The 15602-nt window shown below is 63.7% G+C and carries 17 protein-coding genes; 11 read left to right on the top strand and 6 right to left on the bottom strand.

Annotation, left to right across the window (positions count from 1 at the left end; all coding sequences use genetic code 11):
• Positions 1–127: 127 nt before the first annotated feature.
• A complete protein-coding gene (locus NKI52_RS16275; RefSeq protein WP_352698612.1) occupies positions 128–1021 on the bottom strand; it encodes a LysR family transcriptional regulator in 894 nt (297 codons plus the stop codon).
• Between the two features lie 151 nt (positions 1022–1172).
• On the opposite strand from NKI52_RS16275, the gene NKI52_RS16270 reads away from it, so the two are divergent.
• The 8 genes from NKI52_RS16270 to NKI52_RS16235 all read left to right on the top strand — a co-directional run bounded on the left by NKI52_RS16270 (position 1173) and on the right by NKI52_RS16235 (position 7138).
• Positions 1173–2363: an MFS transporter gene (locus tag NKI52_RS16270; protein WP_352698610.1), complete on the top strand. Its 1191-nt coding sequence runs from the start codon at positions 1173–1175 to the stop codon at positions 2361–2363.
• Complete coding sequence (locus tag NKI52_RS16265; protein WP_502897759.1) at positions 2360–2842, top strand: cyclophilin-like fold protein; 483 nt, start codon at positions 2360–2362, stop codon at positions 2840–2842. The genes NKI52_RS16270 and NKI52_RS16265 overlap by 4 nt, the downstream gene beginning before the upstream one ends.
• A 12-nt stretch (positions 2843–2854) precedes the next feature.
• On the top strand, positions 2855–3250 hold the full coding sequence (locus NKI52_RS16260) for a (R)-mandelonitrile lyase (RefSeq protein WP_352576066.1): 396 nt from the start codon (positions 2855–2857) through the stop codon (positions 3248–3250).
• 26 nt (positions 3251–3276) lie between these two features.
• Complete coding sequence (locus tag NKI52_RS16255) at positions 3277–4293, top strand: zinc-dependent alcohol dehydrogenase family protein (protein WP_352576068.1); 1017 nt, start codon at positions 3277–3279, stop codon at positions 4291–4293.
• A gap of 64 nt (positions 4294–4357) precedes the next feature.
• Entirely contained in the window at positions 4358–4786 is a 429-nt protein-coding gene (locus tag NKI52_RS16250) for a lipocalin-like domain-containing protein (RefSeq protein ID WP_352644140.1), read from the top strand.
• Positions 4787–4826: 40 nt separating this feature from the next.
• Positions 4827–6008, top strand: coding sequence for an arabinose transporter (locus NKI52_RS16245; protein ID WP_352698607.1), 1182 nt, complete (start codon positions 4827–4829; stop codon positions 6006–6008).
• Positions 6009–6014: 6 nt separating this feature from the next.
• Positions 6015–6374, top strand: a complete 360-nt coding sequence (locus NKI52_RS16240; RefSeq protein ID WP_352698618.1) for a GNAT family N-acetyltransferase — start codon at positions 6015–6017, stop codon at positions 6372–6374.
• Between the two features lie 200 nt (positions 6375–6574).
• Entirely contained in the window at positions 6575–7138 is a 564-nt protein-coding gene (locus NKI52_RS16235; RefSeq protein ID WP_352568107.1) for a GNAT family N-acetyltransferase, read from the top strand.
• A 90-nt stretch (positions 7139–7228) separates the two neighbouring features.
• On the opposite strand, the gene NKI52_RS16230 is transcribed toward NKI52_RS16235, so the two are convergent.
• Both NKI52_RS16230 and NKI52_RS16225 read right to left on the bottom strand, forming a co-directional pair.
• On the bottom strand, positions 7229–7627 hold the full coding sequence (locus NKI52_RS16230) for a GFA family protein (RefSeq protein WP_352448190.1): 399 nt from the start codon (positions 7625–7627) through the stop codon (positions 7229–7231).
• Between the two features lie 237 nt (positions 7628–7864).
• The gene (locus tag NKI52_RS16225) at positions 7865–8317 is read right to left on the bottom strand and encodes an Lrp/AsnC family transcriptional regulator (RefSeq protein ID WP_352698605.1); all 453 of its coding nucleotides are present in this window, start codon (positions 8315–8317) and stop codon (positions 7865–7867) included.
• Between the two features lie 118 nt (positions 8318–8435).
• Between NKI52_RS16225 and NKI52_RS16220 the strand changes: the two genes are divergently transcribed.
• Positions 8436–9446: a nucleoside recognition domain-containing protein gene (locus NKI52_RS16220; RefSeq protein WP_352698603.1), complete on the top strand. Its 1011-nt coding sequence runs from the start codon at positions 8436–8438 to the stop codon at positions 9444–9446.
• Between the two features lie 57 nt (positions 9447–9503).
• On the opposite strand, the gene NKI52_RS16215 is transcribed toward NKI52_RS16220, so the two are convergent.
• The gene (locus tag NKI52_RS16215; protein WP_198023539.1) at positions 9504–11246 is read right to left on the bottom strand and encodes a chloride channel protein; all 1743 of its coding nucleotides are present in this window, start codon (positions 11244–11246) and stop codon (positions 9504–9506) included.
• A 309-nt stretch (positions 11247–11555) separates the two neighbouring features.
• Between NKI52_RS16215 and NKI52_RS16210 the strand changes: the two genes are divergently transcribed.
• Positions 11556–11840 carry an SCP2 sterol-binding domain-containing protein gene (locus NKI52_RS16210; RefSeq protein WP_023675426.1) on the top strand — a complete coding sequence of 95 codons (285 nt, stop codon included), beginning with the start codon at positions 11556–11558 and terminating at the stop codon, positions 11838–11840.
• A gap of 55 nt (positions 11841–11895) precedes the next feature.
• Here the strand turns inward: NKI52_RS16210 and NKI52_RS16205 are convergent, their stop codons facing one another.
• Positions 11896–12498, bottom strand: a complete 603-nt coding sequence (locus NKI52_RS16205; protein ID WP_352698616.1) for a GNAT family N-acetyltransferase — start codon at positions 12496–12498, stop codon at positions 11896–11898.
• A 208-nt stretch (positions 12499–12706) separates the two neighbouring features.
• Positions 12707–13840, bottom strand: a complete 1134-nt coding sequence (gene odc2, locus NKI52_RS16200) for an ornithine/lysine decarboxylase (protein ID WP_023675424.1) — start codon at positions 13838–13840, stop codon at positions 12707–12709.
• 562 nt (positions 13841–14402) lie between these two features.
• Between odc2 and NKI52_RS16195 the strand changes: the two genes are divergently transcribed.
• The gene (locus tag NKI52_RS16195) at positions 14403–15602 is read left to right on the top strand and encodes an amidase (RefSeq protein ID WP_352644135.1); all 1200 of its coding nucleotides are present in this window, start codon (positions 14403–14405) and stop codon (positions 15600–15602) included.

The following is a 15602-nucleotide window of genomic DNA, read 5'->3' as shown; positions in this document are numbered from 1 at the left end:
CTCCGCTAAACACGGGGGCTGCGCGGCGGACACGCCGACGTCACCGCAATGCCACGCCATTTTGCAGAACTTGACGCACACAACTTACCAATGTCAGCTTCATGATTCATAGGCACAGTCTTGGGAGTCAGATGCGATGGCGGAGCGTCTCAATGATCACCGCCATCGCAGGCGAGAGCTGTCGCCTGCTCGGGTAGTAGAGGTGATAGCCCGCAAATGGCGGACTCCAGTCGTCAAGCACGAGCCTAAGGTATCCCTTGGCGATGTGGTGGCTGACGAGGTTTTCCGGGACATAGGCGATCCCGAAACCGCTTATCGCAGCCTCGATCATGGGAATGGACGAATTGAAGGTGAGTTGGCCTTCCACCCGCACACGAAGGTCGCGGCCATCCCTGGCGAATTCCCAGGCATATAATCCGCCGAACGTCGCCTGCCGCATATTGATGCAGTCATGATCGACCAGATCCTGCGGTGCGGTCGGAACCGGATGGCGGGAAAAGTACTCCGGCGAAGCCACGGCCACGAGCCTCCAATCCGGCCCGATGCGCACTGCGATCATATCCCTGTCGATGCTCTCACCAAGCCGCACGCCTGCGTCGAAGCGCTCCTCCACAATGTTCTTCATGCCGTTGTCGCTGTAGAGTTCGACGCACACGTCAGGATAGTCGCTGAGCAAGGGCTGCAGCTTCGGCCAGACGGTCGTCTGGAGCGCATGGTCGGACAGCGTGATGCGGACCGTTCCGGAGGGCTTGTCGCGAAAGGCCACCAGACTTGCAAGGTCGGCTTCGATTTCCTCGAAGCGGGGAACAAGAGATTGGAAAAGTCGCTCGCCGGCCTCGGTCGGAGCGACGCTCCGCGTCGTACGCGTCAGCAGGCGGACGCCAAGACGAGCTTCAAGCTCCTTGATTGTCGAGCTCAGAGTCGACTGCGAGGTTCCGAGCTTGGCCGCCGCCTTGGTGAAGCTGCGCTCCCGGGCGACCGCCACGAACCAGAGCAAATCCTTCATGCCATCGCGCTGCATAGGGCACCTCCCGTCGGACATTTATATCATAAGCAGATAAGTCCATGCGAATTACTCAGTCTAATAGAATGGGTTCCTCTGCAATATCTTCCAGCATGGTGACGGGGATGGGCGGCTGATCCACCCCCGTCGCCTTGCAAGGATGCCAATTATGGAAACGACGTACGACACAAGGCTTGTCGAAGACCGCGCCGCATGGGGCGCGGTGCTGTCGATGGCTCTGTGTGTTTCCGTGCTCATCGCGTCGGAATTCATGCCGGTCAGCCTGCTGTCGCCGTTAGCGGCCGATCTCGGCATCACCGAGGGCCGCACGGGACAGGCGATCTCGATTTCGGGCGCTTTCGCCGTCGTGACCAGCCTGCTGGTCGCCGGCCTCACGCGCCGGATCGACCGCCGACTGGTCGTGACCGGCTTCACCCTTCTCCTCATCGTGTCCGGGCTCACTGTCACCTTCGCGCCGAACTACGCGTTCCTCATGGTCGGCCGAGCGCTGCTCGGCATCGCGATCGGCGGGTTCTGGTCGATGTCGACCGCGATCGTCATGCGCCTCGTGCCGCAAGACATGGTTCCGAAGGGTCTCGCCATGCTAAACGCTGGCAATGCCATTGCGGCCACCATCGCCGCGCCGCTGGGCAGTTTTCTTGGCGCCTATGTCGGCTGGCGCGGCGCTTTCTTCCTCGTCGTGCCGCTTGGGCTCCTGGCGCTGGTCTGGCAGTGGACAAGCCTGCCGGCGCTGCCCCCGCGCCGGAGGAAGCGTCCAGGCAATCCGCTGGCGCTCCTCGGCCGTCTTCCTGTCGCCACCGGCATGGCGTCGATCATGATGCTGTTCATGGGCCAGTTCGCGCTCTTCACCTATCTGCGGCCCTTCCTCGAGAGCGTCACTAGGCTCGACATCGCCGCGCTTTCGGCGATCCTGCTGGCGATGGGGCTGGCCGGGGTGCTCGGCACCCTCTGCATAGGCCCGCTTTTGCGCACGCGCCTGTTCAGCATCCTCATCGTCATCCCGCTGGTCATGGCCGCGTTGGCCGTAGCGCTCATCGCCTTCGGTACGCTGCCGATTCCTACAGCGCCGCTGCTCGTTGCCTGGGGCTTCTTCGGCACGGCCGCGCCCGTTGGCTGGGGCACGTGGCTCAGCCGGACGTTGCCGGACGACGCGGAGGCCGGCGGCGGGTTGCAGGTAGCCGTCATCCAGCTCGCCATCACCGGCGGCGCCGCCATCGGTGGCACGCTCTTCGATACGGTCGGCTGGTGGGGTGCATTCACTTTCGGCGCGGTGCTGCTCTGTGGATCGGCGCTCGCCGCCTTTGCAGCATCGCATTTGGCCCGGAGGTCGCAGCCATGACGGCAGCCATGACGATCGACCGTCCGGACCTCAGCCGCCGCGCGTTGCTCGGCGGCGCGCTCGCGGCAACGGTCCTGCCGCGGGCCGCCCGCAGCCAGCAGGGCAGCGACCCAGGCAGCCAGGAGCCCACCGACATGAGGATCAAGATGATTTTCAATGGCCGGACCATGACCGCCACGCTCTACGACAATCCGTCGGCGCGCGACTTCTTCACCATGCTGCCGCTCGATCTCACCATCGACGACTACGCGCATAACGAGAAGATTGCCTATCTGCCGCGCAAGCTGACGGAGGAGGGCAGCGGCCCGTTCGGCAACGAGCGGCCATACGACCTTTGCTACTTCATGCCCTGGGGCAATCTGGCCATGTTCTACGCCGACTACCGCCATCCCGGGCTGATCAGGCTCGGCCGCTTCGACGCGGGCGAAGAGGCCCTACACGTAAGCGGCAAGTTCCCGCTTCGCATCGAACGCATCTGACAGGAGATCACCATGGATATTCTTCGCGCAGGCACCAGGCCGTCTGGCGAGGGGCCTTCCGACTGGTTCACCGGCACGGTCCGCATCGATCCGCTGTTCAACCCGTTCGACGCCGCGCGCGTGCAGGGCGCGCAGGTGACGTTCGAGCCGGGCGCCCGCACCGCCTGGCACACGCATCCGCTTGGACAGACGTTGATCGTCGTCTCCGGCCTCGGCCTCGTTCAGAGCGAGGGCGGGCCGGTCGAGGAGATCCGTCTCGGTGACGTTGTCTGGTTCGCACCCGGCGAGAAGCATTGGCACGGTGCCTCACCCGAGACGGCCATGATCCACATTGCCCTCCAGGAGGTCAAAGACGGCAAGGTGGTGGACTGGCTGGAACACGTCAGCGACGCCGACTACGGCGCCTGACATCGATTGAACGAAAGGAAAGCAAAATGCTCGCAACCGTTCTTCATAAGCCCGGCGACATCCGCTGCGAGGAAGTCGAAGACCCAAGGATCCTTCGCCCGACGGATGCTATCATCAAGCTCTCGGCGAGCTGCATCTGCGGCTCGGACCTGTGGCCCTATCGCGGGCTGCAGCCGGTCAACGGCCCGATGCATATGGGCCACGAATATTGTGGCATCGTCGTCGAGGTCGGCGCAGAGGTGGGCACGGTCCGTCCCGGCCAGTTCGTCGTCGGCTCGTTCTGCCTCTCCGACAATACCTGCCCGCATTGCCGCTTCGGCTTCCAGTCGTCCTGTGTGCAGCGCGAGTTCATGTCGGGCGCGCAGGCGCCTTACGCCCGCGTGCCGTTGGCGGATGGCACACTGGTCGCCACCGCCGAGGTGCCGCCGGCCGAACTCATCCCTGACCTGCTGGCTGTGTCCGATGTGCTCGGCACCGGCTGGTATGCGGCCGACGCAGCCGAGGTCCGAGAAGGATCGACGGTGGTGGTGGTCGGCGACGGTGCGGTCGGCCTGATGGGCGTGCTTGCGGCCAAGGAGATGGGCGCCGAGCGCATCATCGCCATGAGCCGGCACGCCAGCCGCCAAAAACTCGCCCGCGAATTCGGCGCGACCGACATCGTCGCTGAGCGCGGCGAGGAAGGTGTGGCCCGGATCAAAGGGCTCACTAAGGACGTCGGCGCGGACTCGGTGCTGGAATGCGTTGGCACGGCGGAATCCTTCGACCAGGCGCTGGCCTGCTCTCGCCCCGGCGGCACCATCGGCTATGTCGGCGTACCGCATGGCGTGAGCTTCGATGGCCAGAATCTCTTCTTCGGCCAGAAGCGCATGCTGGGCGGCCCCGCGCCGGTGCGCCGCTTCCTGCCCGACCTCATGGACCGTGTGCTCAAGGGCAGGATCAAGCCCGGCAAGGTCTTCGACCTCAAGCTGCCGTTGGCCGAGGTCGCTGAAGGCTACCGCGCCATGGACGAGCGGCGCGCCATCAAGGTCATGCTTTCGGTGTAAGCGAAGATTGGGCGGACGGCCTGTCCGCACCCACAAACGAGAAAAAGAACAACGACATATGACGATGAGATTGAAGATCGCTGCCCTTGCGCTTGCGCTTTCGGTCGCCACGCCGGCTTTCTCCCAAGAGTCCCCGATCATCGGCGCATGGCGCATGAGGTCGCTCGAGGCCGGTGCCGAGGGAAACCTCAAGCCCGTGCCATATTCCGGCCAGGTCATCTTCACCGAGGCCCGCACCCTCTCGGTGCAGGCCCAGAACCCCGACGCTAAGGCGCCGGACACGCCTTACACGGCGAATGGCTACGAAGCCTATTACGGGCCGGTCGCCATCAACGACCAGGACAAGACCTTCGTCATCACGATCGAGTCCTCCCTGGTCCGCAACCTTGTCGGGAAGAGCATGAAACGCAAATTCGAAGTCTCGGACAACAAACTGGTCCTGACGCCGGACAATCCGGCCGAAGGCTGGCGCGTGACCTACGAACGTTACTGATCGGAACAGCCCGGCTGTCAACGTGTTATCGGTGGCCACAATGGCGCGGACTTCGGACCGAAATGGCGCGATGGCGGAACTGGTGCCAATCATGGCGGCTGTCTTCGCCGGCTTCCTCCTGATCGGCTTGGCGCTACCCGTCCTGCCGCTGCATCTTCACCAGCAACTCGGCTTCGGCCCCTTCGCAGTCGGGCTGGTGACGGGCAGCCAGTTCGTCGCCTCGATGCTGTCGCGCATTGGAGCCGGAAATTATGCCGATGGGCGCGGCGGCAAGCGGGCCGTCGTCGTCGGCCTCATTGCCGCTGCCCTGGCGGGGTTCATTTACCTCGGCTCGCTGGCATTGCTCGACCGGCCGGCAGCGTCCGCATCGGCGCTCTTCGCCGGCCGGGCGGTACTGGGCGCGTCTGAGAGCTTCATCATCACAGGCGGCGTCGCCTGGGGCCTCTCCCTTGCGGGCGGACAGAACTCCGGAAAGGTCATAGCCTGGGTGGGCACGGCGATGTTCGCAGCACTCGCGCTAGGCGCGCCGATCGGATCTGCGCTTTACACGGCGAGCGGCTTCGCCGCGATCGCACTCGCGACGGTCGGCCTGCCACTTGCGACGCTGCTTGCCATCCTGCCTATGCGTGGCACCAGCCTCGCCGCGAGCGCCGCGCGACAGTCATGGACGAGCGTGGCGCAAGCGGTCTGGCTTCCCGGCGTCGGAGCTGCTTTCAGCAGCCTTGGCTATGGCGCAATCCTGGCCTTTGGCGCGCTGCTCTTTGCCGAACGCGGCTGGCAGCCGGTCTGGCTTCCCTTCACCACTTATGCCGCGTCGCTGATCGCGGCAAGGCTGTGCTTCGGCCACCTGCCTGACAGGTTAGGGGGCGCGCGCGTCGCCGTGATCTTCGTGGCGGTCGAGGCGGCAGGGCTGATGCTGATCTGGCTTGCGCCCGGGCCCGTTCTCGCCGCCATCGGAGCGGGCCTGACTGGCCTCGGCTACTCGCTGGTCTATCCCGGTTTCGGTGCCGAGGCCGTAAGCCATCTTCCACCAAGCAGCCGCGGCCTGGCCATGGGACTCTACACCGTCTTCCTCGACGTGGCGCTCGGCTTCGGCAGTCCGGCGCTCGGCTTGGTCGCTGGGTCGGCCGGGCTGCAATTCGTCTTCTTCGCCGTCGCGACGGCGACGCTTCCGGCGTTGGGCATCGCTCTGCTGCTGGGTCGCCGTAACGCTCCACTATAGAGCCGGATAGTCTGGGCTCGAGATGTCGCGCAACTACGATCGCTCCCGCTTCGCGGGAAGCTGAGGCATCAGCCGAACCTGCTTTTGGTGGCGATAGAGGCCGATCAGGTCGTCGGATCGATCATCGCCGGGTATGACGGCCATCGAGGTTGGATATCGCGCATCGCTACCTTGCAGTCCCATCGCCAAAAAGGGATCGGCGAGGCCCTCATCCATGAGGCCGAAAGGCGGCTCGCCGGCCTTGGTTGCATAAAGATCAACCTCCAAATTGTCGCTTCCAATTCGACGGTTCTTGGGTTCTACCGAAAGTGCGGATACGAGGTCGAGGAGCGCATAAGCATGAGCAAACTGTTACCGAAAGTTTGAGGTGCTCCGCCGATTAACTCGTCGTCGCGGCTCGACGGCTCAGGTCCATTGGAATCTTGCTGCCGGTCATTATTGTGGCAGGCGAACCTCTCCGGGTGAATCGCGCTGCGGGATACGGCCGACGGCCGAAGCCGGGCGAAGTCCAGCCAGCCGGAGGGAGCCCTACATACGGTCGAATTACTGGAGCAGTGAGGACATGCATGCAGATCGCATCCAAGCCACGCGTCCGCCTGGCAAGCCGTCAGGAACTGGATGGAATTGGGTTGCTCGTCTCAGAGGCTTTCGCATCGTTACGGCCCGTTCTGGCACCGCACATCTTCGAGCCCTACGTCAAGGATGCGCGGGATGTCGCGGGGCGTTGGGCGAAAGCCAGCGTCGCGGTGCTCGAAGCCGAGGGACGCCTCGTCGGGACGGTCACCTACTACGCCGATGCCGCCTTTGACGGCATGGGCTGGCCGCCCGGGCTGGCAGGCCTCAGGACTCTCGCGGTTGTTCCCTCGGCACAGGGCCGCGGATATGGCCGCGCGCTTTGCGAATGGTGCGTCATGCAAGCGCGTCTGCAGGGCTCAGGCGGCCTTGCGCTTCACACTGCCTCGTCCATGACGTCTGCATACAAGTTGTATGAAAGTCTCGGCTTCGAGAGACGCCCCGCCCACGACCTTTTCGCCTCCGACATTATTGGCTTTGATCCAGCACTCGGCGATCAGCAGATCATCGCCTACCTGCTGCCGCTCAAGCAGGTCGAGAGCAGCCGCGATCGATAATGTTCGACCGCCGTTTGAACGGACGGAGGCATCATCTCGCTTCCGGATGCTGTCCGCAGCTTCCACCGTTTGTCTCGATGCGAGCAGATCCTAGTCTTTCGTATAGTCAGGCCCAAAACGAGTCGGCAGGTTGTCGGCGAGTTTCAACCAAGGAAGCTTCTCCTCAAAAGCGACATGCAGCGTAGGTGCAAATTTTTCTGGCTCCTCCATCGCTGCCGCAAAAAAATGCATGACATCAGACATGTTTTTTGAGCGGAAGGACAGCGGCGTACCACAGTGATCGCAAAATGTTCTTTCCACACCGGGAGAAGAGTTGAATACCTTCGGTAGCTTGCCCAGCCATCGCCATTGGCCGTTCAAGACGCCAATATAGGAGGTCATCGGCGCAGAACATTGCCGCCGACAACTTTCACAATGACAGACCACGCAGGCCTGTGCCGGGCCATCGACTTCAAAGGCAATAGCGCCACATAAGCAATGACCACGCATGCGAATTCTCCTTGAGCCAACAAGGACAGCTTCATGCCTTGGCGTGAGGGAGGCGCCATGAAATGCGTCGAGCTGGCGCCCAATTCCGACATTCGGCGCTGGCGATTGTCCTCGCGTGCGCCAGGCGTTGCCTCCAAGCTGCCTTCACTACCCCCTTTCGGCATATTGAAATGTTCGTAGAGTTTCTCCGCCGGGCCGCTGAATTCACGGCCTGGCAGGTCTATCGCAACCCGAACACTACAGTGGAATTGCGGTCACTTCCTTGGCCGTTCGGATCACGAACATCGTGTGGTATCGCGCGACGTTGCTTCGGTCTCGGAACAGTCGCTCGCACAGCGCATCGAACTCTTCCATATCCGTCAGGCGGAGCATGAGGACGGCATCGGTTTCGCCGCTCACACTGTAGGCCTGAGTGACGGCCGGTTCCTGAGCGGCCAACTCGAGAAAGTCCCGCATAAACTGCTCGCCATGACGCTCCAGTTCGACGGCGACGATCGCCTTCAAGCCCCGGCCAGCCTTTGCCGGTGCGAGAAGCGCGACAACGCGGCTGATGACACCGCTCTTCTTCAGTCGTCGTATGCGGCGCAGGCAGCTCGAAGGGGAAAGCCCGACTAACCCCGCCAGTTTGGCGTTAGTTCGTGAGGCATCATCCTGGAGCAGGTTGAGAAGCCTTCTGTCGATCTTGTCCATGTCGGTCGCGCTCATCGTCGGTGCGTTGCAATTTTATTGCACGGAATCGCAAACTTTGGCCACAAATGCGAAGCGTCTCACGCTACTCAGACGGCTCCAGGAATGATGGAGCAGCATGATGGCAATTTGCGCCGCCTTCTATCGCAAGACATTGGAGACGCTTGAAATCTATTGGGAACTGGTTCGCGTGATCGTTCCGGTTGCGATTGCCACGCGGCTGCTGCAGGACCTTGGCGTCATCCAGGCGATTTCTCCGTTCTTCTCCCCGCTCATGTTGCAGGTGGGGTTGCCACCTGAACTCGCCTTTGCCTGGCTGACGGGATTGCTGGTCGGGATCTGGGGCGCGCTTGTGATCGTACTCACCTTGGTTCCGGTTTCGGCGCTCAGCACTGCCGACATGACGGTTCTTTCGGCTCTCTTGCTGTTTGCACATGCCATTCCGATCGAGCAACGGATCATTCAGAGGGCCGGGCCGAGCTTCCTGGTCACCGCGGCGCTTCGTATTGGCGGGGGTTTGGTCTTTGCTGTCCTTCTGCATCAGATATTCGCCGTGACCGGATGGCTGTCAGGACCGGTGAAGCCGGCGTGGATGCCGACGAATGAAAGCACCGACTGGGGCGGCTTTCTCCTGGGTACGCTCAAAACCCTGGGCATCATGCTCGTTGTTCTGCTTGCGCTGAGCTGGGTGATCGAGCTTCTCAAGATGTCGGGCATTTTGGAGTGGATGAACAGAGGGCTTGCACCGCTCTTTCGGCTCGCCGGCATCGAAAAGCAGACGGTACCTTTCGCCGCTGTTGGCCTGTTTCTCGGGATTTCCTATGGCGCAGGACTGCTGATCCGCGAGGCGCGCACGCCTAGCGCCGAGCCGCGTCAGATATTCCTTGCCTGCGTGTTCATGGGTTTTGCCCATAGCCTCATTGAGGATACGTTGGTCGTTGTCACACTTGGCGCTGATGTTACGAGCGTGCTTCTCGGTCGCCTAGCGTTTGCCGTGCTCGCGACCGCCGTGATCGCAAAAGTAATCAAGGCGGTTCCCGACGCTCTTTTCTTCAAGACACTCTTCCACAAGGAAGAAGACAGTCGGCGCAATCGGATTTCGGAGCCGGCGATTAGCGGGCCGTTGACGTGAGCCCTCCTTACGCAGCAGCCGACATGTGTGTCGCATCGCAATCGGGACAGGACGCGGCTACCCCTCGCCCGACAGATCGCGCCGCGCCTTGTCGAGTTCTTCGGCATAGCGCCGCATCAGGTGGCCTTCGGTCAGCAGACCGACCACCTTGCGATCGGTGAAATCCTCGACCACCGCCAATTCCTCGGCGCCGGCGCGCTGGAAGGTCTCGGCCGCCGATTGCACGTTCATGCTCGGCACCAGCACCGCATCCCTGAATTTGGCGAAGGACAGCACCGGCATCTCGTCATCCGACAAATGGCTGTGCAATTCGGCGACGATCAGCACGCCGACATAATGCAGGTCGGCGTCAACCGCGATGACGCGCTGCGAGGCACCGAGCGGCACCTGCTTGCGGAATTCCGCAAGCGTCGTCGAGGCGTCGATGGTGCGGACATCCTTTCGCATCATCGAGCCGACAGTCAGGCTCCGCATCCAGCCGACATCATGCGCGCTGCGGATCGTTTCGCCGCGCAGGTGAAAGCGCCATGTCGAGAAGGAATAGCCGAACGTTTCGCGCACCAGGATCGCCGCCATGAGCGAGGCAGCCAGCACCACGCCGGTCAGCGTCAGGTCGCGGGTCGATTCCAGCGCCAGGAAGGTCATCGTCAACGGGCCGCCGACGACGCCGACGGCGAGCGAGGTCATGCCGACGACGGCGGCGACGGCAGGGTCGATGCCGGTCGCCGGCGAGACGAATGCCATCGCGCCGGCAAACATCTTGCCGAGCAGCGCGCCGAGAAACAGCGAGGCAAAGAACAAGCCGCCGCGGAAGCCGGAGCCGAGCGAGATCGCCGAGGCCGCCAGCTTCAGCACGAAGACGCTGGCCACCACGGCCAGCCCGTAATTCATCGCGAATTCGCGGTGCAGCGCGCCATGGCCGCTGGACAGGACTTGCGGCGTGACCAGCCCCAGCAGCCCGACCATCACGCCGCCGATGGCGGGGCGCAGCGAGGCGTCGATCGACAGCCGGGCAAAGAGGCGCTCGATCAGGCTCACCAGATGCATGATGGCGATGGAAGCACCGCCGCCCAGAAGCCCGAGCAGCATGAACGGCAAATACTGGCTGACGGTGAGCTGCGGCAGACCGGCGAGCTCCAGCGGAAACGGCACGCCGCCGAACACCTCTGCGGTCAGCGAGGCCGAGATCGCGGCGGCCATTACCGGCGCGACATTGGCGACCGAGTAGATGCCGATGACCAGCTCGAAACCGTAGAAGGCGCCGGTCAGCGGCGCGTCGAAGGCGGCGGCGATCGCGCCGGCGGCACCGCAGCCGACCAGGATGCGGACATCGTTGCGGCGCAGCCTGAACAAGCGCGCCAGCCGCGACGCCAGGCCCGAACCCACCTGCGTATAGCCGGCCTCGAGCCCGACCGAAGCGCCGAAGCCGCTCGAGATCATCGTCTGCCCGGCGATGATGAAGGTGTCGGTCAGCGACATGCGGCCGCCATAAAGCGCGTTGGCTTCGATCGGATCGACCGGCGTGCGGAACTTCCGCTTTCTCAGCCAGATCACCGTCAGCCCGAGCAGGATGCCGCCGATCGCCGGTATCAGCGCCTGCTCCGGCCTTTGCAGCGAAAACATCGCCGAAAGCCGACCGCCGGGCTGAACGCCGAACATAAGCCCATGCAGGACCTGCACCAGTCCGCTCATGCCGGTGACCAGCGCACCCGCCATCACCCCGACCAGGGCAGCCAGAATGACGACGGCAATACCGCGCGCCTCGAGCAGCGGGATCGATCTGATCAGCACCGCGCGCAACCGGCGGGCATAGACTTGCGGTTCGTTTCTGGGCGGTTCGTTTCTGGAAAGCACCGGGGCGGCTCGCCGATATTCGTGGGTGCCTGATACCCTCGGCAACATCGCATGGCAACATGCAGGCCGCCGAGGTGTCATGCCCGCGTGATGCTGCGGCGATACAACCCATCTTCATCTCGGGGAACCGCGTTGACGTAAACGTCAACCCAAAGCTATATGCGCCAGCGACCGTGGCTGTAAAACCAGGCATGCGACTTCGGCCAGGTCGAAGCGCCGGCGCGCGACAAACGCAACGAGACGAGGAGAACCGCCATGAGCGTTCAGGAGATTGCCGACAAGATCAGGTCGCGCGTGGCGAGTGCCGGGTTCGATCGCTCCGTGAAATTCGACACCGGCAGCGACGGCGTCGTCGTCATCGACGGCGCCGATGTCTCGACCACCGATGCGCCGGCCGATTGCACCATAAAGCTGTCGCTCGACGATTTGGACTCGCTGATATCAGGCGATCTCAACCCGACCATGGCCTTCATGTCCGGCAAGATAAAGGTCGAAGGCGACATGAGCGTCGCCATGGCGCTCAGCCAACTGATCGGCTGAGCACTTGAGGTGAAACAAGCCGCCGCGCGATGGGCGGGCGGCTTGCTTCGAACCATCAGGCAGCGAGCGGCAGCCCCTGCGCCTTCAGCTTGCGCCCTGCCGCCTTCAGCGTGCCTTGCGCGCCGTCGAGCGCGCCGACAACCAGTTCCCGCGCCAGCAGGCGGTGCCGCTCGTAAGGCCCCGGCATGGCCAGCGAGCCGGTCTTTGCGGCCGAAAACCCGAAGCGCTCGTAATAGGGCGCGTCGCCGACCAGCAGGATCGCCGCATGGCCAAGCCGCTCGGCCTCAGTGACCGCATGGCGCATCAGCGCCGAGCCGATGCCGGCATTTTTCAGCGCCGGGTCGACCGCAAGCGGGCCGAGCAGCAGAGCTGCCGTGCCGCCCTCGCCCAGCACCACGTCCCACAGCCGCACCGTGCCGGCAACAGTGCCCGACGCATCGCGCGCGACAAAGGCCAGGCCCTCCGAAGGCCGGCGGCCGCGCCGCAGCTTTTCCGACGACTTCTTCCGGCGCTTCGGCCCCATGGCGCGATCGAGCAAAGCCTCGCGAGCCGGGACGTCGGCGGCGGTTTCGGCGACGACCGCAATCTCCCCCCTCGAGGGGGAGATGTCGCCGAAGGCGACAGAGGGGGTTGTCGCGCGTGAAGCGCCGGCCTCCATCTGCGGCAGGAGGCCGAGTCCAGTCGAACCGACCCCCTCTGGCCGCTTCGCGGCCATCTCCCCCTCGAGGGGGGAGATTCCCACGCCTTCAACGATGAGATCTGCAATGTTCATTTCCGCGATCCTTCACAAGCGGATTGTTCCACAGGCGAGCCCGGGCGGGCGACAGGCGCCCACCGGGGATGATCTGAGCAACTCTTGCGAGCCCTCAGATCACGTAGGATCGGAGAGGCTCGAAGCCGTTGAAGGCGACCGAGGCGTAGGTCGTCGTGTAGGCGCCGGTGCCCTCGATCAGCACCTCGTCGCCGATGGTCAGCGATAAGGGCAGCGGGTACGGCGTCTTTTCGTACATCACGTCGGCCGAATCGCAGGTCGGGCCGGCGAGCACGCAAGGCGCGGTCTCGCTGCCGTCATGCGCGGTGACGATCGGATAGCGGATCGCCTCGTCCATGGTCTCGGCAAGACCGCCGAACTTGCCGATGTCGAGGAACACCCAGCGCACATTGTCGTTATCGGCCTTCTTCGAGATCAGCACGACCTCCGACTTGATCACCCCGGCATTGCCGACCATGCCGCGGCCCGGCTCGATGATCGTCTCGGGGATGGCGTTGCCGAAATGCTTCCTGAGCGCCGAGAAGATCGCCTGGCCATAGGCCTGCGCCACCGGCACATCCCTGAGATAGCGGGTCGGGAAGCCGCCGCCCATATTGACCATCTTCAGCACGATGCCTTCGTCGGCCAGCGTCGCGAACACCTTCTTGGCGTCGGCCAGCGCGCGATCCCAGGCGGTCAGGTCGGTCTGCTGCGAGCCGACATGGAATGATACGCCATGGGCGTCGAGGCCGAGCGCCCTGGCATGGCGCAGCACGTCGACCGCCATCGCCGGCACACAGCCGAACTTGCGCGACAGCGGCCATTCGGCACCCTCGCCGTCGGTCAGGACGCGGCAGAACACACGGGCGCCGGGAGCGACGCGGGCGATCTTCTCGACCTCCTCGACGCAGTCCACCGCAAACAGCCGGATGCCGAGCTGGTAGGCGCGCTGGATGTCGCGCTCCTTCTTGATGGTGTTGCCGAAGGAGATGCGGTCCGCCGGCGCACCGGCGTCCATCGCCATCTCGACTTCGGCAACGGAAGCGGTGTCGAAGGACGAGCCCATCGCAGCAAGCAGGCGCAGGATTTCCGGCGCCGGATTTGCTTTCACCGCATAGTAGATCTTGGAATCGGGAAGCGCCTTCTCGAAGGCGCGGAAATTGTCGCGCACGACATCGAGGTCGACGACGAGGCACGGGCCGTTCGGACGTCGGGTGGCGAGAAAGTCAAGGATGCGCTGGGTAGCCATCGGGGTCTCTCCATCAGCGCCTTTCGGCGCGCACAAAGGCTTGCGGACGCGGGCTCTCGGCCTCGCGAACACGCGGTGGACAAAGGCGGGACGGAAATCCATGGAACCAGCCGGTGGAGACCCCGGAACCATGAAGCGCCGTCTCGCGGCGGTGAACCTTGGCCTTGCCCGGCCTCGGTTCGCTTTGTCTGCCTTGGCTTGGATGGGAGACCCGTCCGCACTGCCGGCAATGAAGGTGTGCCTCTTCAGTAACCCCGGTCTTTGGACGACCGGCAGAACACCAGAAAGGCCCGCACCGTCGTTGCTTCAAGGTGTCCTCGGTTGGCGGTTGGCCGCTAAACCGACTGGAGGGGTTGGCTCCAGTTACCTTACCGATTGCCCTCACCATTCGAGGATCGGCGGACACCCACAGGCACGTGCGACTTTGGGCAAGCGCGATATAAGATCGAAAGATTTCACAATCAATAAAAATCGTATCGCAGGTTGTAAAATTTGTGGCATCGAACAATGCTGCGGGACCAGAAGAACAATGCTGCGGCAAGCACACCCGGATATCGAACGCATGACAGGCACTCGCGGCCCGCTGAACGCTTTTCTCGATCTTGATCAAGTCCCTGTTACCAATGCGCAATCCGGCCCGCTTGCCGGCTTGCGGTTGGCCGTCAAGGATATCTTCGACGTCGCCGGCTACCGCACCGGTTGCGGCAATCCGCAGAAATACCGCGAAGCCTCGCCGGCCACGGCCACCGCGCCGGCCGTCCAGACGCTGCTTGATTCGGGCGCCCGCTTCGTCGGCAAGACGCAGACCGACGAACTCGCCTTTTCCCTGCTGGGGCTGAACGCGCATTTCCCATCGCCGATCAATCCGGCGGCACCCGACCGCGTCACCGGCGGCTCGTCCTCGGGTTCTGCTTCTGCAGTCGCCGGCGGGCTGGCCGATATCGCCACCGGCTCCGACACCGGCGGCTCGATCCGTGCGCCGGCAAGCTTCTGCGGCCTGATCGGCCTCAGGACCACGCATGGCCGCATTTCGCTCGACGGCGCCATGCCGCTGGCGCCTTCGCTGGACACGTTCGGCTGGTTTGCCAGGGATATCGTCACCTACGAAAAGGTCGGCACGGTGCTGCTCGGCGACGATCCGCACCGCCACGAACTGGTACGCCCTCTTGCCCTCGACGCGCTGGACAGCCTCGTGCTCGGCCCGCTGGAGGCCGAGGAATATCGCGCCATGGTCCGCAGTGTCGCTTCGGTGCTGGGCGCGCCGCGCAGCGTTGGCCCGCTGTCGCATTCCACTGACGATCTTTATTGGTGCTTCCGCAAGCTGCAAGGCTATGAAGCCTGGCAAAGCCACGGCGCCTGGATCGCTGGCGGCGACCGCATGCTGGGACCCGGCGTCAAGGAGCGCTTCGAGCATGGCGCGACCGTCGGCCCGGCAACCGCGCAGCACGAAACGGAACGTCGCGTTTCGTTTCGCCTCGAGCTTACCGACCTGCTTGGCGAGGACGGCGTTCTTGTGCTTCCGACCGCTCCGGGTGCGGCGCCGCTCAAGGCCGAATTATTTGATGATTTGCAGATCTATCGCGAGCGCGCGCTGAGATTGCTGTGTCTTTCCGGCCTGTCCGGTTTTCCGCAAATCACGCTGCCGCTCGGCAAGGTCGGCGGGGCGCCGTTCGGCCTTTCGCTGCTCGGTCCGAAGAACAGCGACCGGCAGCTGATTGCGCTGGCCGCCCGCATCCTTTCAGCCCCCCAAGGAGGCGCATGA

Source organism: Mesorhizobium sp. M0590 (assembly GCF_040320905.1).
In the GTDB taxonomy this organism is placed as follows: Bacteria; Pseudomonadota; Alphaproteobacteria; order Rhizobiales; family Rhizobiaceae; genus Mesorhizobium.
The sequence above is the reverse complement of the archived record's forward strand: the minus strand, read 5'-3'. Positions and strand labels throughout refer to the sequence as shown.

What these genes read in the sequence shown, in the direction of transcription:
- NKI52_RS16275 (WP_352698612.1), bottom strand. Translation starts at nt 1,021, where the DNA reads ATGCAGCGCGATGGCATGAAGGATTTGCTCTGGTTCGTGGCGGTCGCC.
- NKI52_RS16235 (WP_352568107.1), top strand. Translation starts at nt 6,575, where the DNA reads ATGCAGATCGCATCCAAGCCACGCGTCCGCCTGGCAAGCCGTCAGGAA.
- NKI52_RS16225 (WP_352698605.1), bottom strand. Translation starts at nt 8,317, where the DNA reads ATGGACAAGATCGACAGAAGGCTTCTCAACCTGCTCCAGGATGATGCC.
- NKI52_RS16205 (WP_352698616.1), bottom strand. Translation starts at nt 12,498, where the DNA reads ATGGAGGCCGGCGCTTCACGCGCGACAACCCCCTCTGTCGCCTTCGGC.
- NKI52_RS16270 (WP_352698610.1), top strand. Translation starts at nt 1,173, where the DNA reads ATGGAAACGACGTACGACACAAGGCTTGTCGAAGACCGCGCCGCATGG.
- odc2 (WP_023675424.1), bottom strand. Translation starts at nt 13,840, where the DNA reads ATGGCTACCCAGCGCATCCTTGACTTTCTCGCCACCCGACGTCCGAAC.
- NKI52_RS16220 (WP_352698603.1), top strand. Translation starts at nt 8,436, where the DNA reads ATGGCAATTTGCGCCGCCTTCTATCGCAAGACATTGGAGACGCTTGAA.
- NKI52_RS16195 (WP_352644135.1), top strand. Translation starts at nt 14,403, where the DNA reads ATGACAGGCACTCGCGGCCCGCTGAACGCTTTTCTCGATCTTGATCAA.
- NKI52_RS16245 (WP_352698607.1), top strand. Translation starts at nt 4,827, where the DNA reads ATGGCGCGGACTTCGGACCGAAATGGCGCGATGGCGGAACTGGTGCCA.
- NKI52_RS16250 (WP_352644140.1), top strand. Translation starts at nt 4,358, where the DNA reads ATGAGATTGAAGATCGCTGCCCTTGCGCTTGCGCTTTCGGTCGCCACG.
- NKI52_RS16265 (WP_502897759.1), top strand. Translation starts at nt 2,360, where the DNA reads ATGACGGCAGCCATGACGATCGACCGTCCGGACCTCAGCCGCCGCGCG.
- NKI52_RS16210 (WP_023675426.1), top strand. Translation starts at nt 11,556, where the DNA reads ATGAGCGTTCAGGAGATTGCCGACAAGATCAGGTCGCGCGTGGCGAGT.
- NKI52_RS16255 (WP_352576068.1), top strand. Translation starts at nt 3,277, where the DNA reads ATGCTCGCAACCGTTCTTCATAAGCCCGGCGACATCCGCTGCGAGGAA.
- NKI52_RS16260 (WP_352576066.1), top strand. Translation starts at nt 2,855, where the DNA reads ATGGATATTCTTCGCGCAGGCACCAGGCCGTCTGGCGAGGGGCCTTCC.
- NKI52_RS16230 (WP_352448190.1), bottom strand. Translation starts at nt 7,627, where the DNA reads ATGCGTGGTCATTGCTTATGTGGCGCTATTGCCTTTGAAGTCGATGGC.